Annotated in this window: 2 protein-coding genes; both read right to left on the minus strand. The window is 48.7% G+C overall.

Annotation, left to right across the window (positions count from 1 at the left end; translation table 11 throughout):
• Positions 1–443: 443 nt before the first annotated feature.
• The gene (locus GL182_RS24265; protein ID WP_163379860.1) at positions 444–22,385 is read right to left on the minus strand and encodes a PKD domain-containing protein; all 21,942 of its coding nucleotides are present in this window, start codon (positions 22,383–22,385) and stop codon (positions 444–446) included.
• Positions 22,386–23,696: 1,311 nt separating this feature from the next.
• Entirely contained in the window at positions 23,697–25,631 is a 1,935-nt protein-coding gene (locus GL182_RS11660; protein WP_205603637.1) for a polysaccharide lyase family 8 super-sandwich domain-containing protein, read from the minus strand.
• Between the last annotated feature and the right edge of the window lie 19 nt (positions 25,632–25,650).

Consider the following 25,650-nt stretch of genomic DNA (forward strand, 5'->3'; position numbering starts at 1 on the left):
CCCTAATATAAAACAAAGGGAATTTTTCCTATAAATGGAACCGCTTAAACCTAAGCTTCACCTTAATTTTAAGGTTGGACAAATCCCCTTAGAAAGTACGGTTGATCCGATCTGCCACTTCTGTTTTACTTTCAGATAAAAACCCACCTGCCTTCAACCCCAAATATGCATTGGCCTATCTATTACGATTCCTGATCCATAGTCTGGGTTCAACAATATACTTTTTTCAGTAGGGATACCCAACTCGGGTCCGGCAACTTCATGTATGAGTGAAAGCCATCACTTTTATCCTATGGCCTGCTTACCGAATACAGGAAGTCATTGAAGCCTGACCATTAAACTTTCCCAAACCTTCCGCAAATAATCTCCTTTTACAGACACAACAAAAAAAAGAGGAATCCATTCAGGATTCCTCTTTTTTAATCTAGTCAAATAAGCAAGCACTAGTGCACTACAATCAACCTTTGCATGTCCCTGGCGCCGGTATGGGTGACGGTACTTACGAAGTACACTCCAGCGGCCAGATCATTTACTGGTATTTCATAGGTTTTACTGCTAATCTCATCTCCCGGCTCGTAAATGTCTACCAGCCTTCCTCGAAGATCAAAGATCCTTACTTCAGCAATTCGCTCGGTTTCATGATCAATACTTAAGTTTACAAAAGTAGAAGCTGGATTAGGATACATCCTGATATCAAGTGGACTCTCCTCCGCCTCTTCTGCCTCCAGGTCAGCCAGTTCATTCCAAACCGATATTGAAATGGTTTCAGTAAGTAGTGGTATACCAAATTTACTGATGCGCACCTCCACTTCATAGTCTCCTGCCTCTGCAAATGTATGCTTAGGATTCTTTTCCTTGGAAACATTGCCATCTCCGAAGTTCCAATAGTAACTGAGTTCAGGGTCGGCTGTTCCCAGTAAATCTCCGGAGAAACTTACCAATAAAGGACCTTCTCCTTCCATGGGGCTGGCTACCAGCATTGGTGTGCTGACTGCTTTTACCCTGGCTCCGGCAGAACTGAATCCTTCAATGGCCAAACCGGAAAGCGTTGGTCTGTTGGCAGAGACTGGGAAATCAAGATTCAATTCCCCATCGCTTACCACTATGTTCTCAAAGGTAAGTTTAACAGGATTGTTTTCTGATTCAAGGAACAAGTCCAGGTCATCTTTCACCAATTCACCCTCGATCAGGATATCAAACACCCTGTTACCGGCACCACCTTCAAAGAACAGCTCATTGTGGTAGGTACTTACGGTGTATGTACCATTCGGCACCGAAACAGCCAGGCTCAACGGCAGCAGCCCATCATCAGAACCTCTCTCAGACTGATAAAGCGGTTCTTCGCTGGCAGCTGTATTGGTAAACGTATGGTCCGAATCGTAGTATTCCGGAAGATTAATATCTCCTTTAAAGGTCTTTCCTTCGAAACTTACATCATCCGCACTTCCTGTATTCAGGTAGAGGGTAAAATCCGGATCATTCTGCTGACCAATAATCTCAAAGGCTGACAATTTAGGCTGATCTGCTCCTCCCAGTGAGGACAATGAGGTGAAGTTCATGTTCAACTCTCCATCGGTCACTTCTACTTCAAAGGTTTCTATCAATAAGGTCTCCGGTCCTACCTCCGCATTGATGTCCAGGTCATCCAGTACCAGCTCTCCTTCAAGGGTCACATCAAAGGCCCTGTTGCGCGTTCCTTCGGGTCCTCCTCCGGTAGCTCCCCAGTAGATCTCTGCAAAGTGCAGGGTCACCTGGTAAGTACCATTCGGTACAGGTACTGCATAATCAAATACCTTCGGCGGAGAACTTCGCTCTGACTGGTACAAGGCAGGTACTTCCGCATTGCTGTTGGTGTAAGCCTTACCTTCAATGAAGTAGGTGTCGGCCACAAAATCCCTGCCTTCATGGCTCAAGGCCGGACCTCCGGCATTTACACGGAGTTCGAACGATGGGTCATCCGGGATGACTACAGGCTCCTCTACTTCTATTTCAAGGACTGCCGTATCTGTAATTCCCGCCTCATCGGTTACCGTCAGGCTCACTTCAAAGGTGCCGGCACTGGTAAAGGTATGGACCGGATTGGCTGCTGTGGAGGTATCTCCCGTGCCGAAGTCCCAGAGGTAGCTGACAGCACCTTCAGCATCACTGCTGTCATCACCTGTAAAGTTCACCGTCAGCGGAGAGACTCCGGAACTTGCCGAAGCCGTGGCAATGGCCACCGGAGCTTCGTTTTCCTGCTCACCTACGATTTCAAAAGCTGACAACTTAGGTTGATTTGATCCGCCCACTGAGGACAGGGAAGAGAAGTTCATGTTTAACTCCCCGTCTGTTACCTCCACTTCAAAGGTTTTCGTTAATGGAGTCTGTGGTCCTACCTCCTCGTTGATATTGAGGTTATCCAATACCAGCACTCCTTCAAGGTTTACATCGAATACCCGCTTACCGGCACTTTGATCTGTTCCTCCATTGGCTCCCCAGTAGATCTCTGCAAAGTGCAGGGTCACCTGGTAAGTACCATCCGGTACAGGTACTGCGTAATCAAACACCTGCGGGGAAGAGCTTCGCTCTGTCTGGTACAAGGCAGGTACTTCCGCATTGCTATTGGTGTAGGATTTGCCATCGATGAAATAAATATCGGCTTCAAAATCCCTTCCTTCATGACTCAATGCAGGCCCTCCGGCATTTACCCTTAGCTCGAACGATGGGTCATCCGGGATGACTACAGGCTCCTCTACTTCTATTTCAAGGACTGCCGTATCTGTCATTCCCGCCTCATCGGTTACCGTCAGGCTCACTTCAAAGGTGCCGGCACTGGTAAAGGTATAGACCGGATTGGCTGCTGTGGAGGTATCTCCCGTGCCAAAGTCCCAGAGGTAGCTGACAGCACCTTCAGCATCACTGCTGTCATCACCTGTAAAGTTCACCGTCAGCGGAGAGACTCCGGAACTTGCCGAAGCCGTGGCAACGGCCACCGGAGCTTCGTTCTCCTGCTCTCCTACGATTTCAAAAGCTGACAACTTAGGTTGATTTGATCCGCCCACTGAGGACAGGGAAGAGAAGTTCATGTTTAACTCCCCGTCTGTTACCTCCACTTCAAAGGTTTTCGTTAAGGGAGTCTGGGGTCCTACCTCCTCGTTGATATTGAGGTTATCCAATACCAGCACTCCTTCAAGGTTTACATCGAATACCCGCTTACCGGCACTTTGATCTGCTCCTCCATTGGCACCCCAGTAGATCTCTGCAAAGTGCAGGGTCACCTGGTAAGTACCATCCGGTACAGGTACTGCATAATCAAACACCTGCGGGGAAGAGCTTCGCTCTGTCTGGTACAAGGCAGGTACTTCCGCATTGCTATTGGTGTAGGATTTGCCATCGATGAAATACGTATCGGCTTCAAAATCCCTTCCTTCATGACTCATTGCAGGCCCTCCGGCATTTACCCTTAGCTCGAACGATGGGTCATCCGGGACGCCAACCACTGAACCAACTGTTATTTGTATGTCATCAGTATCTTCCAACCCGAATGCATCTGTCACTTTCAGGCTTACCAGATAGGTACCTTCCTGATTGAACGTAAAGGTTGGATTGGGCTGTGTAGAGGTAAATCCATTACCAAAATCCCATTGGTAACTAACCGGTCCCTCGGCATCACTGCTTCCATCTCCTGTAAAGTTTACCGTCAGAGGCAAACTTCCTGAAGTTACATTGGCGCTTGCCACAGCAACCGGTGCCTGATTGGCAATTACGGTAATACTCAGTGTGGCCGTATTCGTTTCGCCCGCATCATCGCTTACCGTTAGGGTCACTTCATAATCACCAGCAGACTCAAAGGTGTAAGTCGGGTTGGCTTCAGTTGAGGTGATTCCCGTTCCAAAGTCCCATTCATAACTCACTTCGCCTTCTGCATCACTGCTATTCTCTCCGGTAAAGTTAACCTCCAATGGCGCAGCACCAGAGTTCACATCTGCTTCTGCTACAGCTACAGGAGCCTCATTGGCTGTCACTACTATGTTCAGTGTGGCCGTATGGGTAGCACCCAACTCATCGGTTACCGTCAGCGTTACTTCGTAATCTCCTGCTGACTCGAAAGTATAAGTCGGATTGGCTTCGGTAGAGGTAATTCCCGTTCCAAAGTCCCATTCATAACTTACATCTCCTTCCGCATCGCTGCTGCTTTCTCCGGTAAAGTTGACCGTCAATGGCGCAAAACCTTCAGTCACATCTGCTTCTGCTACAGCTACTGGAGGCTCATTGGCCGCAACAGCGATATCCAGCGTGGAAGTGTTGGTGCTTCCCAATTCATCGGTAACCGTTAGCGTCACTTCGTAATCACCAGCAGACTCAAAGGTGTAAGTCGGGTTGGCTTCAGTAGAGGTGATTCCCGTTCCAAAGTCCCATTCATAACTTACATCGCCTTCTGCATCGCTGCTGTTTTCTCCGGTAAAGTTGACCGTCAATGGCGCAAAACCTGAGCTCACATCTGCTTCTGCTACAGCTAAAGGAGGCTCATTGGCCGCAACAGCGATATCCAGCGTGGAAGTGTTGGTGCTTCCCAATTCATCGGTAACCGTCAGCGTCACTTCGTAATCTCCTGCTGACTCGAAAGTAGAAGTCGGATTGGCTTCGGTAGAGGTGATTCCCGTTCCAAAGTCCCATTCATAACTTACATCTCCTTCTGCATCGCTGCTGTTTTCTCCGGTAAAGTTGACCGTCAATGGTGCAAAACCTGAGCTCACATCTGCTTCTGCTACAGCTACTGGAGGCTCGTTGGCCGAGGTAGCACCTTCTATGGCAATACCAGAAATACTTGGTCGGTTGGCACTTGGATCCAATGTGATCTCCAATAAGCCATCCGTGACTTCAATATCCGGGAAAGTCAATTTTACCGGCTCATTTCCAGATTCCAGGAAGAGGTCCAGGTCATCTTTCACCAGCTGGCCTTCCATCAGGATATCAAATACCCTGCTTCCGGCGCTACCGCTTACTACTTTACCAAAATACAATTCATTATGGTACGTGCTGACGGAATAGGTACCGTTTGGAACTGCTACACTCAAGGTCAATGGTGCCAGGTTGGCTCCGGATCCTCTTTCTGTTTGGAACAGGGCATCTGTACTTGCCGCTACATTGGTGTAAGTATGATCTGTATCATAATAGATTGGGAGGTTTACATCCCCAACAAAGGTTTTACCTTCATAGCTTACATCTTCCGTTCCACCTGTATTCAGGTACAAGGAGAAGTCGGGAACAACCGGCTCTTCAGCAATACTTATTATTTCAAATGCTGCCAATTTGGGTTGATCTGTTCCACCGTCTTCAGAAAGGGCAGAGAAATCCATGTTCAATTCCCCGTCGGTCACCTCTACTTCATAAGTTCGTGTAGTGGGTGTCTGAGGTCCTACTTCCGCATTGATATCGAAATTATCCAGCAACAGCTCTCCTTCGATGCTTACGTCAAAGACCCGCTGGCCAGCCGTTCCACTTCCACCGCCACCGGTAGCACCATGAAAGATCTCTGCAAAATGCAGGATGACTTCATAGGTTCCATTGGCTACCGGTACATTATAACCAAATACTTTTGGTGTAGAGCTACGCTCGGTCTGGTACAAGGCGGGTACGGAAGCACTGGTATTGGAATAAGTTTTTCCACCCTCAAAATAATTGTCAGCTTCAAACACATTTCCTTCAAAGGTCAGTTCCGGACCACCTGCGTTCACCCTGATTTCCAGGGATGGCTGCTGGCCGGGATCATTAACGACCACCTGAATCTGTTGTACATCTTCATTTCCACTTCCATCTGTAACCGTCAGGGTTACATCGTATGTTCCCGGTTCTGTAAAGGTGTAGTCAGGATTTGCTTCGGTAGAAGTGTCTCCATTTCCAAAATCCCACAAGTAAGTCACATCACCCTGGTCATCACTGCTATCATCCCCACTAAAAGCCACGGTGAGTGGTGCATCTCCTGTGGTTACACTGGCATCAGGTACAGCTACAGGAGGTAAATTTTCCTGCACTTCGATCTGAAGGGTAGCCTCATCTGTTGCTCCGTTATCATCGGTGATAGTCAGTGTTACCGTATAACTTCCCGGCGCAGTAAAGGTATGTGCAGGACTAACCGTTGTGGCTGTGTTGTCATCATCAAAATCCCAGAGGTATTCCACTATATTGGTATTGGATTCGGATTGGGTACCATCAAACTGTACTGTCAATGGTGCCAGCCCTTGCTGAACATCAGCATCAGCTACCGCAAGTGGTCCTTCCAGATCCACCACCTCAATCAATTGTGTGGCCGAACTTTCCAGTCCACGGTCATCGGTCAGGGTAAGTTCTACAGTAAATTCTCCAATGCTGTTAAACACATGCGTTGGATTGGGATCTTCAGAACCGTTTCCATCTCCAAAGTCCCAGGCATAGCTTACAATCTCGCCTTCGTCGGTAGAATTCTCACTGCTGAACGCCACCGTTAGGGGCACCCTGCCTTCTGTTACATCCGCATCCAATACTACCACAGGTGCCTTGTTGATGATCAAATTCATTTCAGCATCTGCGGTAAGGCCATTCAGGTCTGTTGCCGTGATTACCAGATTGTAATTATTTTCTTCGTCATCCGGTACTGTTCCTGACAATACTCCCTGGGAATTGATGGTCAACCAGCCTGGGGCTGCTGCTCCACCAGAAAGTGCTACAGCATATTCCAGTTTGTTTCCAGGGTAGCCTTTATCAAAAGAACCTGAAAGATCTGTGCTGAAGGAATCTCCAATATCTACCAGATAATCCTCAATGGCTTCCGCTGTGGGTTCAGCTTCAGGCCTGATGTTGATAAAGTAGAAGGTATTGTCATTCCAGTCGCAATTGGCAGAACCTGCCCCGCAACCATTCTGCACAAAATCCTGAAGGACGATGTATTCATTCGGTATGATGTTACCATCACTGTCAATCGCCTTGTAAATTCTCAGCCCCAGTAAATCCGGCCGATCACCATTGATGTTATTGCCTCCACTGGAGAGGTAACCGGCAACCGAAATACGGAAGGCCTGATTGATACTATTGGCTACATCAAAGTTTATGGTTTCGTTATCACCTGCTTTTGGCAGTAAGGTTTGGTACCAGTCAGCCTGATGGCTAAAGCTCATGCCACCAACTGTACCGGTCCCGTTTACTTCTACCAAACGGGATCCATTACTGGAAGGTCCTCCGTGAAGGGCAGACAATTGTATGCCAATTACCGGTTTGGTAGGATCTGCCTGTACAAAGTTATCGGACAGAATCATGTCCCCTTCGTAACCTGCATCAATATTTGCAGGATCCGGGTAGTTGGAACTTGGCCTGTAAGATATGTTATTTGGCGGATCTATGGTGCCTTCATCATTTACAATGCTCAACATGCTGGTTTTGAAACCAAAGGAATCAAATACCTGCTGGGCATCGATTTCTTTTCCACCTTCCGGTACCGGTACATATCCACCATGCAGGGTCGCTACAGCCTTGATGCCATTGTCAGCATTACTGACAATTTCAATGCTCTCCTTCATCATGGTGGTGTTGTTGCCGTTTACACCAATAAATGTCAGGGACAGGTCTCTTGATTCTCCTGGCTGAATAACCAAAGGCAAGGTAGTAGACGCTATTCCCTGAGGCACAATATTGTAAATGAAACGGTTTTCATCTGAAATATTGATCTCATCTATCACCAATGGCTCGGTTCCGGTATTGTTCAGTCTCATGACGTTGCCATCGTGGAACCTTGCTCCTGTAGAACCGGTATTTTCAATCCTGTAGAAGGTAAAGTAATCTTCTGCAGGGAAGCCCCTGTCCGTACCCGGTACTTTGGTCATGTTTTCCAGCTCCACCAGGGCACCGGAAGGCTCTTCTATAATAAAGGAATAATTTCTGGAAGTCACATTGCCATTGCCGTCCTCAGCTTCTATCAATATTTGATAATCCCCGGCTTCACTCAGTTCAATAGCTGACTCATAATCTATGAAAGATCCTCCGTCTATGCTGTACTCCAGCCTTACAATTTCTCCACTTTCGCTTTGATCAGCAGCCTCTACAGCGATGGACAAAGGTCCCCTGTAGACACCTTCTTCTGCTTCAAGTCCATCGAATACGGCACTCAAAGTTGGTGGAAGCGCCGCCGTATTGATCGGTGCGATGCGTATGTAATTCGGCTTGGCATTGACGCCTGCTGCAGCCAGGCTCAACCTTAGCTTTCCTTCAGTCACCTCAACCAACTCGGTATTTTCAAAGAATACCAGATTCTCAGGATTATTATTTTCCTGGTCGAAGTCTACCACCCGGACACCATTTACATCCAATGCATGGTAACTGTCCGTGAAATCCGGATCACCCACACTGATGTTTACATTGTACAATCCATTGGGTAGATCCACCAGCCAATCCCTCTGCGGATAGGTAGCGGTGGTCCTGTGACCGATGATGGTAAAGGTATTCAGCAAGGGATCTTCATCCGCAGCCGTGTTTCGGTTTCTACCATTGACACTGGCATCTGCCGGCGTATCGGATCCCGGATTCACCCAACCGAAATTCAGTTGTCCCAAATCGGTAGTCTGTAATCCGTAAGGCGCACCCAGGTCATCAATATATCCCTCAGGAGATACTGACACCTGCTCTGGTGTCTGGAAGTTGAACTGATACACATATACGGCTTCCTGGGTGATGTTCACCCGAAGTTCAAGCACCGCCTCTACATAATTGGAGGCCTCTGCTGTAAGCGTAACCGTATAGTTTCCTATGGCCAGGCCGGCCTTGTCAAAGTTGATTTCAAATGGGGTACCCAATTCGAAAGTCTCCGGCAAGGTAAGCCTTGGATCTGAACTGCTAAGGCTAACTTCCCCGGCAGTCAATCCACCATTGGCATTCAGGGTAATTTCCTGAGTAATTGGATCACTGTCATTGACTGTACCGTTTAAGCTCAATACTTCCGGATCAAAATTCAAGCGCAAGGTACCATCCTCGAAAGGAATGACATTGTCTATGACAAACATGTAATCCTGGTAATCACCGTTAGAAGCATCTTCAAAATTGATCAGGTAACTGTTTTCCACCAGGTTGCCTTCCCTGTCTTTTACAGGGTAAGTCCTCACCCTTCTTTCAACTCCGTCAGTATTCAAATCATCCTCGGTGTAATTGGTTCTGCCAAATACATTTGATGTTACGTAAACACCAAACACTGCTCCTTGAGGATCAAAGTTATCTGTTCCCTCAGAGATATCCGGATAGAGGGTCTGGTGCTGTCCAAAGACACCGGACATCACACCTACCTCATTCAGGGCAACCGCTTCATCTCTGGTGTACCAGCCAAAAGGTATTCCTTCATTTGGAGAGTACCTGCCCACAGGTATGATATTTACCTGACCAGGACCGGCTTTCACCCATTGTTGTACCAGCACTTCCTCCCCTTTTAGTACAGGTTGTGTACCATCGGACAGACTGGTCCATCCCACATCAATGCCTATTCCCAATGCATCTACCACATCCTGTAGAGGAGGCTCGTTTCCACCTTCATAGCCTGTTTTCTTCAAGGCATGCAGGCCTACTTCAAATACCGGCTGATCCGGATTATCAGTAGCAATTTCCAATACTGCCTCCTGGTAACCCAGGTTACTGGTATTGAGATCCGGAGCGTAGGTCACATTGTAAGTGACATCCTCTCCGGGCGCAAGTGAAATGCTGCCTGAAGGACTCACTTCATCGTACTGATCTGCAAATGGACCGGCTACCGTTACTCCAGTGATGGTCACGCTTTCGTTGCCTTCATTGGTCACGAGTACAGTCTTGCTCTGGGATTGATCACCAGCCGTATTGTTGGTGGTTTCAAATAGCAGCTCCTCAGGTTCTGCCACCAATTCTGGTTTCAAGCTGGCCGGAATAGCCGCCCGCAATAAGGTCAGTCTGGGTATACCATTGTTATCCCTGTCGTATTCAGAAATATAAATGTTTCCTGTTTTGGGGTCTTCTACCAAATCCAAGGGATCATCAAATCCCCGCAAACCGGGAATCTGGTTGTACACCTCACCGATGTTACCATTGTTGTTTGGCTCCATCACGAATATATCATCCTGTCCACTGAATCTTACTACCATCAACAGTCCCTGCAGCTTGCCTTCGAAGGCATCACTCTTGTACTCAATCACCCCGTTAGGAGACTTGTTGTTTCCAAAGTCGTAGGCTGGGGTTCTGTAGTTTGGATCCGGTCCTAATGTAGAAGGATATTTGGCCACATCCCTGTAAGGTTCGGTCTCCTGACCTGGCACACCACTGTATGGCAAGCCACCATGGTTCAGGATAAATTCTCCCCTGTAAGGGTTGGGGTGGCCATGATAACTGCCTCCCTGGGTTTTGAACAGCCAATCCTTCTGCGTTTCACCACCTACAAGGGCGGGTGCATCCGGAATACTGGTCAATCCGTCAATTCTCCTGGCCAGGGAATAATCTTCGGTAGATGGAGAATTCGGCGAATTGTTATTGTTGCCGGCAGTTCCATTGGTTGGTACATATAGCCAGCCATTGGAGTGCCAGATCAAATCGTACGCATTTCGGATACCTGTGGCAAAAATGGTCACTGGCGAATCTGCAGAATAAGGGTTATAGGTAGATCCATCCCCCATCAACAGTCCGTTTGCCGGAGCGGCATTGATTACTGCGATATCATCCGTGGTGTACACACTTAGCGGCAGGTTAGCCGGTAATTTATTCAGGTCTACCTTCAGCACTGCGGCTGCAAGTAATCTTTCCGGACGGTTGTTCCATGCCGGATCGGGTGCTCCTCCTGCCGAATTGCTTCCCTGAGCGATGTACAGCATGCCGCTTTCATCGAAAGTGACGCTATTGGTCAGGTGATCTTTGGTAGATCTTGGCAAATGAATGACCAGATCCTGTACGGTGGAAAGATCCGGACCGGACAATCTGGTAAGCTTGCCATCCCAGGCAGGGCCATTCGACAGCGAAGCTGCACTATGGGTTACATAAGCGATCAGGTTGTCCGCAGTAGATGCCGGATCAAATGTCAATCCAATGATCAACCTGTCGTCTCCTGCATTGACTCCGGTCTCCGGATGTGGAGAGCCACTTAGCGCTGGTGTCAATACTTCCAGATTGCTTAAGGTTCCATCTGCTTCTATATCCCATCTGAAGATCTCTCCGTCTCCCTGGAAGTCACCTACGGTACTGGCATATAACTTGCCATCAGGACCGATGACCAGGCTGGAGAACCTTTCATTGGTGGTTCCATCTCCCAATTCGGTACCGCCCTGAACAGCCGTAAAGGCCACTCCTTCCAGATCTCTTACCGGTACGGGCAAATCATCCTCTGATCCGGTTGTAAACCTGGATTCAAAGGTATTGAAGGTCAGCCTGTCGGAAAGGTCTCCCAGTCGGTTGGCTTCTACACCGGTAATACGGAACACATAAGTGGTGTTTTCCTTCAGCTGGTCTGAAGGCGTCAGGGTAATGGCATCGCCTCCCGCTGTATCGTTGGAATTGCTAGGCACCATTACCTCTCCATCTTCGGTCAACTCATACAAGTTCACATTTCCGGCGAGGGTAGCCTTGTCCAGCTCGTATCCATCCGGTGTGATGACCTCCACGTTGACTTGCAGGTCATTCAGAGATACGTTGTTGGCGTTATTCGCAGGGGTCACATTGGTGAATACCGGAATATCAGAACCTGAGGTTTGAACAATTTCCAAGGCATGGATTTTAGTATTAAATCCACCCTCGGCATCGATGGTCAATCTTCCATCCAACACATTCACGGTAACCGTTGCACTGGTCATCCTGCTGGGATCACCGTCAGCTCCTGTGGGCACGAAATCACTTACTGCATTCACACCTTCTACATTGATGGTATGTGACGGGATGGTTCCTTCCTGTCCGTCCACTTCCGGATCACCTACACCTATGGTTACTTCGTAGGTACCATTTGGTACCTCCATTTCCCATATACCCTCGGTATTTACACCGTTTGTTCCACCTACAGCACCATACTGCATGTGGATTATGGTGTTTTGAAGCAGGCTTACTCCTGGCAAATCCCTGTTTCGGGTATTGTCAGCCAGATTGAGTCCGGATTGACCATTGGTGGTCAACCAGCCATAAGTCCTGCCTTCTCCACGGTCACCATAAGGAGCACCACTATCCCGGATATATCCTGCCGGAATGTCATCGATCGGTCTGGAGAAGTTGATCCTGACCGGATCAAAATCCGTCTCAGGCAATTGGTCTGGCGTGACAGAGAATTCACTAAAGGTGTAATTCACTTCGGCAACCTCTTCCCTTCGTTTGCTGGCAAAAATACCGGCAAAAGTAAGGTCATTATGCGCAGGGTTACCATTCAGGTAAACCGCTGGAAGCGCTACTGAACCCAATTCAACCTCTGCTCCTCCATTGAGGCTATAGTAACCGGTAAGCAGGTTGTTTTCTACATCAACATACAATCGCAAGGTGACCGCACTGCTATGAATGGCCGAAACACCGTTTGCCTGTATATTATTCGCAACGTCTGCTGGAGCCAATCCATTGATCTCTCTCAGAATCTCTACTTTTCCACCATTGGCTACAACCAGTTTTACAAAGTTGTCTTCATTCAATCCAAACCAAATTCCTGCTTGTTCGGAATTATCGGACCCATCACTGTAAGGGTTTAAAATGGTAGTACGAATACTGAAATTACCTTGTCCGTCAGCATCCATTCCTACACCAAGTGTATTGATTTGGGAATTAACCTCGGTACTGGTAGTATTCGTGCTGCCGTTGGTTCTGTAGGCGATTCCGTTTGCGGCATTTACCTCCAGATTTCCTCCTGTCAGGTTGAGTCTTCCAGGTTCGTATCCAGGTACATTCGGATAAGCCACCGGTCCATCTATTTCCAGACGGGCAGAAGGGTTGTCTGCCATGGTAAAGCCGGTACTGCCCAATCCACCTTCGTCTCCGCTAAACTGCAGACTAAATGGTAAGCCAACTTCCAGCTCATCACAATCCAGCAAACTAATAGGCGAGCATCCTGTGGTTTCTCCATCAAATGGCCTCACATTTCTTGCAATGACCACAATGTCCTGGTAATCAAATCCACTGATATGTTCTTCTGTGGCAATGACATAGGCATTGGACTCTCCTGGCAGGGCATATACCCTGATATGGTGAGGAATGGCTCCGCTAAAGGTATTCAGGGCATCTTCACTGTACAGGAATCGATTTCCGAAGAATGGCCAACGGTTATAGAAGCCAAAGCTGCCCGTTCCGGGATCAAAGGAAGTATCCCCATTGATAACCGGATTAAGGGTTTGTCCATTTCCTTCTATGGAATTCTGTGCAGTGAAAAGTTCCTGCGTGGATCCACCGTCCGTACTGTTGTACCAGCCAAAGCCTACTATGGGATTGTCATCTTGCGGGCCAAATATGCCCAGTACCTCAATTTCTACCGGTGCATCTGTTGCCCGCTGGAAAAACTGGATATCCAGTTCCTCACCCAACAGGTTATTGTAAGACTGTCCGGCAGGCAGGTTGATCACATTGGTAGCCGGATCGGTATCTCCTACATCGATCAGACCCTGTCCCAGCTGGGTATCCAGAATCCATTGCAGGGAAGGCTCATTGCTTCCTCCGTTACCTGTTTTACCCAATCCACTTAAACTGATCTGAACAGGATCTGCCCCATTCCCGGAAAGGGTAAGCTGGGCAAATTTTGGTCCGTTAGTAGTGGGGTCAAAGGTTACGGTAAAGGAAGAGGAGTTTTGTGAAGCTACTGAGGTGGGAAGTCCGGAAACAGCGAATTGATCGCTGTGGGTGCCGGTGATTTCGGCAGTAATTCCCTCCAGAGGGGCATTGCCCAGGTTGGACAACAAGATTTCCTCAGCGTAAACGGACTCGCCAGTAATGGCATCCCCGCTGACATCCTCCTTGCTCACCGCAATGGATGGAGCAGGTGCAGCCTGGTTACTTGGCTTGAGCAACACAATCTTACTTTCGGCATAATCCGAAACGTATATATTTCCGGTATTGACATCTTCTATCAGGTCCAGTGGATCACCGAATCCGGTAAATCCAGGAATACCTTCCTTGAAGGTAGCAATATCTCCGTTGGGACCGTCCGGTACCAGGGCAATGATATCACTGCTTCCACTGTAGCGCACCACCAAAAGGGCTCCGGTCAGGTTGCCATTTTCAGCATTGCTGCGGTATTCGATTACGCCATTGGGCGATTTGTTGAATTCAAAATCAAAGGCCGCTCCCCGGTAATTAACATCCGGATCCACGCCATTATAATTATCTACATCTTCATCTCCACGGTTCATGACAAACTCTCCGCGGAAAGGATTGGGATGTCCATAATAGCCCAATCCGGAAGAAGGGTTCACCCGGAACAGCCAATCCCTTTGCACATTATTGTTATTGGCGGCAGGAATGGAAGGGAAATCCGGGTTGGAATGATCGTAGATGCTGCCATCAGGCCTTCTGGTTCCACTGACAGAAGCAGGCGAATTGCTACCTCCTGCAGTACCATTGGCAGGTACATATAATTGTCCATTGGAATGCCAAACCAGATCATAGGCATTTCTCACACCCGTAGCAAACAAGGTCAGCGGTGCGTCCACATAATATGGATTATACATGCCATCCAGAGTTGGGGAGTTGACATCCACATTGTTGATGGCTTCCTGATTTCTGCTGGTCATGACATCCAGCGGAAGGCTGCCGGGCAATTTGGACAGGTCCAGTTTCAATGTGGCCGCCGAAAGCAGGCTTTCTTCCCTGTTACCCCAGGCACCGTCAGGTGCACCACCGGCACTGTTACTTCCCTGGTTGAAATACAGCATGTTCGGCTCTCCGGGTCTGAAGGCAATGCTATTGGTGAGGTGATCTCTCAGGGATCGAGGCAGGTTGGTCACCAGCAATTCCTCATTTTCCAGGTTGGCACCGGTAAGTCTGGAAAGTTTTCCATCCCAGTCTGGAGCATTGCTCAGTCCGGAAGAGTTATGTGATACATAAGCGATAAGGTTTTCTGCTGTAGCAGCCGGATCAAATTCCAGCCCTACCGCTGTTCTTCCCCCATAGTCATTCTTCCAGCCGCTCAGGGTTTGTTTTCCGGAAAGTGTTCCATCTGCATTGATGGTCCATCGATGGATATCGCCTCCGAGGGTCAAACCATATAATTTATCATCAGGACCTATGGTCAGCGTGGTGTACTTGGCCCCAGAAGCCACAGCACCCTCCTTGGTAAAGGAAACGTTGTCCAGGTCGGTAACCGGCCCTGTGCTTCCCCCTGCACCAGTGGTGAAAGAGGAAGTAAAGAATTCAAAGGTTTCGCCGGTCAGGTCTTTTACTCCATCTACTTCAAAAACATAAGTAGTATTGGCTTCCAAAGGCAAGGACGGTACCAGATTAATGGCATCGCCTCCTCCTGTACCATTTACACTTGCTCCTATTGGCGTATTGCTGCCCTGCTTGAAAAGTTTTACTGTACTGCTGGTAATGGTACTGTTGTCCAAACTGGTCAGTCCATTCTCATCAGGATTGGGCAGGAACAGGTTGTTGGCAGAAACACTGGTACTGACTGGCACATTGATGGCACCATCAGCAGGGTTTACTCCCAGAACTTTTGGCGTTTGTACTCCCGACCCATCAGTAGCACTGATCTGTACATAGTTGATCTTGGTATTGAAACCATCCCCAGGATCAAGGGTCAGCCGGCCATCCGCTACGCTTACCACAACTGTACCGGTGGTAAATCGGGTAGCTGCGCCTTCATTGCCCGTAGGAACAAAGGCATCAATCGCATTCACCCCTTCTACATTTACCGTATGGGAGGGAGTATCATCTACTGAACCGTCCACAGATGGGTCTCCGGCACCAACAGTTACATTGTAGGTGCCATTGGGTACTTCAATTTCCCATTTGGCATCCGGCAAATAACCATTGGCTGCATTGTCTGAAACATCCCCGTATTGCATGTGGGATAGGGTATTCTCCAAAACAGTGACCCCTGCTACTTCACGGTTTCTACCGTTCAGGGTAAGGTCTGCAGGTGAATCATCAGTTGCATCCAGCCAGCCATAACTGAAGCCGTTGCCCCTATCTCCAAAACCATCACCTGCATCCCTCGAATAGCCGGATGGGGCAGCGGTTTCCGGATCAGAGAAATTGATGTTTACATCAAAATCAGGGGTACCAGGATCACCAGTAGCTTCCGTGATCTCCAGGCTGATGCTAATCTCTGCATTGGTATATCCCAGATCCGGCTGATCGATGGCAATAACAGTTGTGGAATAACTACCTGCTGGCAAATCTTCCTTCACCCCAAACTCCAGGGTTCCCAGTGCGGGACTGCCGGGAAGAATCAGCCATTCGCCGGAATCAGGATCATCAGATAGCACGACTTCAGGCGTTCCAAAGCTGGCTATCAAATCTACCACCTGAGAAGCAATGGCGGTGCCTTCCTCCCCGGTAAAAGTCAACTGTGAAGAAGAAAAGCCCAAACTCAATTCAGGACTCTCCTGCTCAGCCGAGAAATAGGCAAAGTCTGCATCGAAAGGTGTACTGCCATTTCTGTAGGTAGAATAAATCCCTGCAAAGGCAATTCCCTCATTGGCACCTACGGTAATGCCGTCCAGATAAGCCTGAGGCAATACCATTTCATCCAGTCCTGTTTTGCTCAGCTGTACAAAGTCTCCTTCGCCAATGGCATAATACCCTTTGATACTCATATCCAGTGGATCGATCACCAACCTGAGGGTCACATCCTGCCCCGCTACTCCTACATCGTTGACCTGAATCTGGTCGGGAGAGCTGGGTCCGTTTTCGGAAAGGGCGTTCAGCTCCCTTCGGATCTCCACATTGTCTGCATTGACATTCAGCTTGACAAAATTATCTTCGTCCAGGCCAAACCAAATACCGGACTGGGCTGCATTGCCCCCGGTGGTGATATTCAGCAATTGGGTTTCTATCACCAATGGCTGGCTGAGATCGGTAATTCCTACACCCAGGCTATTCACCTGTGTATTGGTATTGGAAGTTGGGCCAGGGCTCAGGTAAGCAATGCCTTTGGAGGCGGTTAAGGTAAGGTTGCCTCCATTGATGGCTATTTTTGATGGCTCGTAGCCAATGACATTTTCATAGGTAACCGGTAAATCAGCTGCCAGTCGCTCCTCGCTATGCGGGTCAACCATGGTAAATCCGGTACCAACACCGCTACCATCTTCCAATCCACCTTCAGTACCATCAAATTCCAATCGCAAAGGAAGGGCTTTGGGTATGCCGTCACAGTCCAGTAAACTCCAAGGCGAACAAGGTAGCGGGTCTGCTACGGCCACCGTCACGGTCCATTCCTGCTCGCTGCCATCTTCTGCCGTCACCGTGTAAACCACCGGATTGGTGAAATCCTGTACCTGCCCGCTTTCAGGGGAAGCACTGGCTCCTTCGGATAGGGTAAATTCAGGGGCAAGAGCCGCTACATCCGTACCAAACGGCACTTCTACATTCACTGCAAAATTGGTGGCATCTACCGTACTTTCCCCGATATCACCTGGCAATTCAAAAGTCAGCAAGGACTTCTCATCGCTCAGGGTAGTGGAAACGGTAAGACTTGCCTCCAGCAATGCCGGTGCAAATCCCTCTGCAGTGGCAATTATCGTATTGTTTCTGCTTTCCCCATCGTTGAGAGAGGAAGCATCCATAGCAAAATCAATGGGGCCAGCCGCTGCGCTCTCCGGCAAGGTCAACCAATCGTTGCTGCCGGTGATCAATTTGTCTTCGGCATTGATGTTGTCATCAATCACCAGACCGATGCTTCCTGCGCCAGCTCCACTCAGGCTGCTACTGAAGGTACCTGCTTCACCCGGCTCCAGGCTGTTATTTACCGCTGCCGGCTCAAAGCTCAATTGCCCACTGGCAGCGGTGCCGCTGCTGGCCGTTATGTCCAGGTAGGTGATTTTACTGTTGTATCCTCCAAGCCCGGTGATGGTCAGGAGTCCGTCGGTCACTTCCACCGTAATGGTTCCGGTTCTGGTTTCTCCTGCTTCCGGCACAAAGGCCGCAATGGCAGTATATCCCTCCACAGTGGCACTGTGGCGGCTATCCAGATCGGTTCCTGCATCTCCCAGGCCAACTGTTACTTCATATGTTCCATTGGGAATTTCCATTTCCCAGATCAATTCGTTGCCTCTGGGTTGTCCAGACCAGGACTGTACGCCGCCCGTGGCATTCAAAATGTTATCACCCTGAAAATGGACCAGCGTACCTTCCAGTTTCTCCTGATCGGTAGCGGAGGCGTAGGTACCTTCTATGCGGTTTCTGCCTACTCCAGGGCCGTTATTGGCTGCTTCATCCGAAGCATCAATTGGTGTGCCGTCAGATTTCAACTTCCAGCCATAAGCATAATCCGTTTCTTCAAACGTAATTGAGGCATTTCCAAACTGCTTGCCATAATCTACCAGGTAGCCGGCAGGAGGAGTAGACGTGCGGTCCTGGAAATTAATCCTTGCGGCAAAACCATCTGCTACGGCCACTGTTACGGTCCATTCCTGCTCGCTGCCATCTGCTGCCGTCACCGTGTAAACCACCGGATTGGTGAAATCCTGTGCCTGCCCGCTTTCAGGGGAAGCACTCGCTCCTTCGGATAGGGTGAATTCAGGGGCCAGAGCCGCTACATCCGTGCCAAACGGCACTTCTACATTCACTGCAAAATTGGTGGCATCTACCGTACTTTCCCCGATATCACCTGGCAATTCAAAAGTCAGCAAGGACTTCTCATCGCTCAGGGTAGTGGAAACGGTAAGACTTGCCTCCAGCAATGCCGGTGCAAATCCCTCTGCAGTGGCAATTATCATATTGTTTCTGCTTTCCCCATCGCTGAGAGAGGAAGCATCCATATCAAAATCAATTGCACCAGCCGCTGCGGTCTCCGGCAAAGTCAACCAATCGTTGCTGCCGGTGATCAATTTGTCTTCGGCATTGATGTTGTCATCAATCACCAGACCGATGCTTCCTGCGCCAGCTCCACTCAGGCTGCTACTGAAGGTACCTGCTTCACCCGGCTCCAAGCTGTTATTTACCGCTGCCGGCTCAAAGCTCAATTGCCCACTGGCAGCGGTGCCGCTGCTGGCCGTTATGTCCAGGTAGGTGATTTTACTGTTGTATCCTCCAAGCCCGGTGATGGTCAGGAGTCCGTCGGTCACTTCCACCGTAATGGTTCCGGTTCTGGTTTCTCCTGCTTCCGGCACAAAGGCCGCAATGGCAGTATATCCCTCCACAGTGGCACTGTGGCGGCTATCCAGATCGGTTCCTGCATCTCCCAGGCCAACCGTTACTTCATATGTTCCATTGGGAATTTCCATTTCCCAGATCAATTCGTTACCTCTGGGTTGTCCAGACCAGGATTGAACGCCACCAGTGGCATTCAAAATGTTATCACCCTGAAAATGGACCAGCGTACCTTCCAGTTTCTCCTGATCGGTAGCGGAGGCGTAGGTACCTTCTATGCGGTTTCTGCCTACTCCAGGGCCGTTATTGGCTGCTTCATCCGAAGCATCAATTGGTGTGCCGTCAGATTTCAACTTCCAGCCATAAGCATAATCCGTTTCTTCAAACGTAACTGAGGCATGGCCAAACTGCTTGCCATAATCTACCAGGTAGTCGGAAGGAGGTGTAGACGTGCGGTCCTGGAAATTGATCCTTGCGGCAAACCCATCTGCTACGGCCACTGTCACGGTCCATTCCTGCTCGCTACCATCTGCTGCCGTCACCGTGTAAACCACCGGATTGGTGAAATCCTGTGCCTGCCCGCTTTCAGGGGAAGCACTCGCTCCTTCGGATAGGGTGAATTCAGGGGCAAGAGCCGTTACATCCGTACCGAAAGGTACGTTAAGGGTTACCGTGGCATTTTCTTCGTCTATTGCTCCGGGAGTATCCAGACCGGCCAGGGAAATACCCTGGATATTGTTTTCTGAACTTAAACTTTCCTCCTCAATTTCTTCAGTTACTACTTCATTGTAGTCAGTACTCAAACGGACCGGCCCGATTCTGGCATCGTTGGTGGAAGCAGAGCTGATGAATAGCCGGCCTATTTTAGGCGTTCCGGATACCGTCTGTGCACCTGCACTGGTCCAGCTATTGGCTCCCTCTGTCAATTGAGGATCAATGGTCCATTCGTAGGTGATGTTGGATGCGCCGTCCCATACCCCTTTGACGAGGAATTGTATGGTTTCGTCAAAAGCTACTTCCGCAGTACCATTATCAGATCCAGGTGCACCCAGTCCCAGGCGGGCAATCAATCCGGTGGAACCTCCCTTTGCCATTTGCAACCTGACCCATGGAGTAGCAGAGGATGCTTCATCTATCCTGATTGCTGTCCTGATCCTGTCACCGGCACCTGAACCAAAACCACTGATATTGAAATAGGTGGCAAAGTAAAAAGGCACATTGGGGGTAAGGCTTACCGGATTATCCGTCAGCGGGATCAGATCATGGGCATGATTCCCCAGTGAAAAATCCAGAGAATGACTGGTATTTGGGGTTAAACCTTCGTTCAGCACCGGAATGGCAGCATCTCCATCATTTTCTTTCAGCCATTGGCCCGGGGCAATCTCATGCAGGTTGCCGGTACCATAGCTGTCGAAGTTTTCAATAAATGAAAAATCAGCTGGTAAAGCAGTAACCGTGACGGTCCAGGCTTTTTGGCTGCCGTCTTCGGCAGTAACGGTATAGGTCACAGGGCTGCTGAAGTCCTGCTCTTCACCGGATGCGGGGACTGAGCTGGCCAGGTCTGAAAGGCTAAAGGTAGGCGTCAGGGTACTGATATCCGTACCTGAAACCACGGTAAGCTCGATGGTGCCCTCCTGCTGATCTACAGTGGCATTATCCACTTGCTCCGGCAGGGTGAAATTGAATATGTCTTTGTCTGAGCTGGCCGTCAGGGGTAAAATTTCAATGGCCTGAATCAGGGCATTGTTTGCTGAAGCTAGAAACTGCATATTCAGTTCCCCATCAGTAACAGTTACATTGTTTTGAGTAATACCGAGCACCCCTCTGCCATAAACCGCAAAAAGGTCCAGGTCATCCTGTACCACTTCCCCTTCCATGATGATGTCAAATTCTCTGGCTCCAGGCGCCTCCTGGAAATTCTCTACCATGTGTACACGCACGGTATAGTCTCCGTTGGCAACGGGGAAGTTGTAACTAAAGTTTTCACCAAATCTTCTGGGGATATACAGGTCCTGATGGCCTCCATCTACGAGATATGGTGAATAGACCCCCAGTGAAGTCTGAGTTTCGCTGGTTTCCACCAGGTAATCCGTGTTTTCTGCAACAAAGAGATCACCATCCTTGGTATAGTCAAATCCAGCCACGTTCATGCGGTAGGGTATGCTGATCAGGTCCGGATCCACCACCGGATCGGCCTCGATGGAAAAATCTTCGAACAACACCGTGATGGGCTCACTGGCCGCAGCATTTCTGTGGCTGGTAAAAATTCCAGCATAGCTGTCTCCTGATAGGTAGTCAGCAGGTACTGCCCGGCTATCGCCCTCGGGGCCACTTACCAAAATTTCCTCACCTGCTCCCAAACGGTAAAAACCCTGCACCGAATTGGCGACAGGGTCAAACTCAAGTCTGAGGCTTATGGGCCCGGTATCGGTGCCCAGGCTGGTTGTATTGATTTCTAAAAATGCCGTCTGTTGGGTGGTATTGTCCATATTTTCCACCTGCAGCTGGATTTTCCGCTGGTTGGGAGTGCCGTTTTTCACCACCACCAGTTTCACATAATGGTCTTCATCCTTACCCAGCCAAATTCCAGCCTGTTGGGAGCTGTTTCCGTCACTCACTCCAAAATCGGGATTGATCATGGTAGTGGAAACGCTGAACTTGCCTGCAGGTACTTCCAGACCAGTACCCAGGGCATTGACCTGGGAATTGGTATTGTTGCTGGAGGGACTGCCTGAAGGCTGGCTGTAAAATATGCCCTTGGTACTGGTAATGCTCAGGCCGTTGGCATCTCTGCTGATCAGCGAAGGCTCATAGCCTGGCACATCGGCATCAGAGGGGGTTCCCAACGGAGCACTGGGCTCCAGGACCATGGTGAATCCTGATTCGGAAAGCCCACCCTGATCGGTAGAAAAATCAAGGTTTACCGGCAGCCCCACCTGGATCTGGTCACAGTCCAGTGGACTGATACCCGGGCAGGGGGCTTCCCGAAAATGGAGATTGTCCGAAAAGAGGTCAATGGCCTCCGGGTTTCCGGAACTGACAAGCCTATCAACGGAATCCTCTCCCCGGTCAGGAAGGACTGAATAGGCAACATTCGATTGCGTCCCTGTGGTGTTAAAAAATAACAGCAAAAAACAGAGCGCTTTGAGCAAGTAAAGGTGCTTCATGTGTACAAAATGGTTTAATACTAATTCCTGAGTACCTGATTTCACTGAATTGGATTGCACTTCGGCATGACACCAGGAAATGCAATTCATCCGGTAAACTAAGTATACTCGAATTTCAAAAAACGGTTATGTGTATTTAAAAAACAAATTTTTTTATTTAAAAATATATTTGTGCGGCTTTTGACTACATTTTGTGGAAGTTTATACACATTTATTTTTTTGAAAAAAAATTAATTATTATTAAAATATTTATATAAAATAAAAAATAAAAGGTTTTAATGAGTAACTAACCACCATAAATTAAATTCGTAAAAAAAATGAAAAAATTTTTTCTTGTTTGAGACTAGTTTTTTTGATTAAAATTTTTAAGAAAGCTACAAAGAGCAATAATTTTTTCTTCTGGGAAGAAATAATATAAATTTTTAACCAGCTCAATAAATATAACTAAAAAAACATTTTACTGTGATTTACGGCTTTCCCAATATGGGAAAAGCCATCAGGGTCCCTTTAGCAAAATCCGTATTCACGGGAAAAATATCCCGCCCCATCAGGGCTGCTCTATACGATAGTGACTCCTTTGGCGATGGGCTGCACCCATCGCTATGGTATTTTGCTCCTGCAGGGCTTAGTTGAATGGATAAATATCTAAGATCTAATAATTTAACGCCTGGTATTGGATGGCATACCCTTCGATTTTACAGGGCTGGTTGAAATGGAAATGGGTGATTGAATCAGCGGTTGAAACCGTCGAGGTCTCGAAGACCTCAACGGTTTAAGATGAATCCCAGCCCTGTAGGGGCAAAACACCAAAACACAGGGTGAAGCCCTGTGGCAGCAGCTGATTACGCCAACCCTAGCGCTGTAAGGGCAAAACTTTTTACTCAATCCAGTTTATGAGAACCCCAGCCCTGTAGGGGCCAGATATCAAAACACAGGGTGAAGCCCTGTGAAAGGCATACATAAAGCCAATGGATAAATATCTAAAATCTAATAAATTAACGCCTGGTATTGGATGGCATACCCTTCGATTTTAAAGGGCTGGATGAAATGGGAATGGGTGATTGAACTAGCCGTTAAAACCGTCGAGGTCTTCGAGACCTCAACGGTTTAAGATGAATCCCAGCCCTGTAGGGGCAAAACACCAAAACACAGGGTGAAGCCCTGTGAAAGGCATTCATAAAGCCATCCCAAGCCCTGTAGGGGCGGAATATATTCGACTCCTTAGCGATTGGCTGCACCCATCTCTCGGGTATTTTGCCTTTTCCAGGGTTTGGTCTGGTTTTTTTTCAGATTTCAGCAGATTTGCACGCATCAAGGCATGGGCTGGGCGGATTGTATTTTATCCTGATCCAATATCCAAAGACCTGGCTCACGGGCCGGTACCTCCCAGTCTCCATATTTGAAGGTGTAATCTTTCTGATAAATAGCTACCATTAAAAGATTTTCTTCAAATAACACCGCCTGGGCAAAGGAATCATTTTGAATTACCTTCCAGGGCTTCCTGGTAAAAAATTCAGCCGCTGCCGAGGGCGAATGGACAGAAAGCACCGCATAGCTCTGGGCCTCTCCGGTACTGCTCAAAAGCGGCAAAAACACCTGTTCCTGTTTTTCAGATTCATGGCGATAGCGGTTGTTGATAGCTGCCCAGGAAGCACTGACCTTTTTGTTTTGCCAGTGCAATTGCTGCTTGCCGCCCGGAGAATAATAGGCAAATCCTCCATGCATCACCCATGCTTCATCAGGGCTACCCTGCCCCCCGGTTTTATTCCACTCCCCTTCCCAGAAAGCTTCCCCCTGCCAACGGCTCTGGTCCAGTGCTGTCTGGCTGATTTGTCCCTCCTTCAACTTTAGGGGCGCTATCAGTGCCAGCATCAGGTCCCCGTGGACAAACCAGGCTTTCCTGGCCCTGTACAACAATTCCTTTTCACCATCAAGCAAGGCATAGTCCATGACAGACAGGCTGCCCCGCTCTTTGTTGTCCACCATAGATCCGGTAAAACTCCCTCTTCTAATCCTGGCTGCTCCTTCCACATAGGTAAAACCGGGCAACAGGTCCCAATCCCAAAAAGGCAGTAAATTGGTGTACTCTTTACCGGTTTTTAAAAAATAGGTATTGCCTGCATTTAAAAATTTCCCCTGCAGGTTTTCGCTGTTGATGGACTCGGTAGGCAGGTTCCGGTCAGAAAGCATTTTGATAAAAACACTCCCTTCTGATCGGTGGCTGACCAGCAGGTCCGCATAGGGAAAATTCCGGATGCCTTGCAGGTCAAAAGTCTCCGGATCCTGCTGGGCCCGGTCCATGCGCCGGTACTCCTGCTTTCGGTCCGGGTCAGTTTCCTGCATCTGCTCCAAGATCAAGGGTATTCTAGGTTTGGTCAGGGCACTCTTGCGGGAAGAAGCCCTGTCCATGGTTCCGGGAATGGTATAGGGCCCGCGTGCCATCCATTGCCATCCCTGCAACACAAAATCTCCCAGTAGTGCTATTTTTTCCGGTGCCAAAGCCCATTCCGTTCCCTGTACCTGCCAGGCAATCCTGGAAACCGTACTCAGCAGCCCATATCCATAGGCATACATCTGCAGTCGGTTTTTGTGAAATAAAAAGCTGAAATCGGGCTGAATACCACCCTCGAAAGCCCCTGTTTTCAGTTCTCCGCCAATCAAATCCAGGCTTTCCCTAATCAAAGCCTCATCCTGTGTGAAAAACCCCAGATGCAACTTGATGTCGGCCAGCCAAACCAGGTTGCTGCCTGAACTGCTTTTATATTCCCTTTCAGCAAGGCGCTGCCGGATGCGGGCCCTTAGCTCCTCATCCAGCTCCTCCCCCATCAATACATAAATGTCCCTCAATCCCGAGGGGACGGCTATATCATTTTGAAACCAATTGGGGTTTCTGAAATCCTGGTCCAGCCAATAACGCAAGGCCTTTTCTACCTGAGCGGCAAGCTCCTGCTCCCTGAAATGAGAACCCTCCCGGTCTGCATAAACTTTTGCCAATTGTTTGATGCGCTTGAGGTGAAGGGCTGTTTTCCAACCGGTGCGGGCCTGATCCTCATAATCCACATCCGCCCAGCAAGCGGTTTCAGGCTCCCATTCCCGCTGTATGATGGCAAAGAGGCGATCACTCACCTTGTCCTCCAATAATAAAGTCCGGTACCTGTCCAATGGAACATTCACCTGAGCCAGTCCATGAAATTGAACAAAAAGTAAAATCAAACCGCTTAAAATGGTAAATTTCATTGTATTCATTCTTTTTTTTTGGAATATT

The sequence above is a fragment of the Cyclobacterium sp. SYSU L10401 genome (assembly GCF_010993705.1).
Classification (GTDB): domain Bacteria; phylum Bacteroidota; class Bacteroidia; order Cytophagales; family Cyclobacteriaceae; genus Cyclobacterium.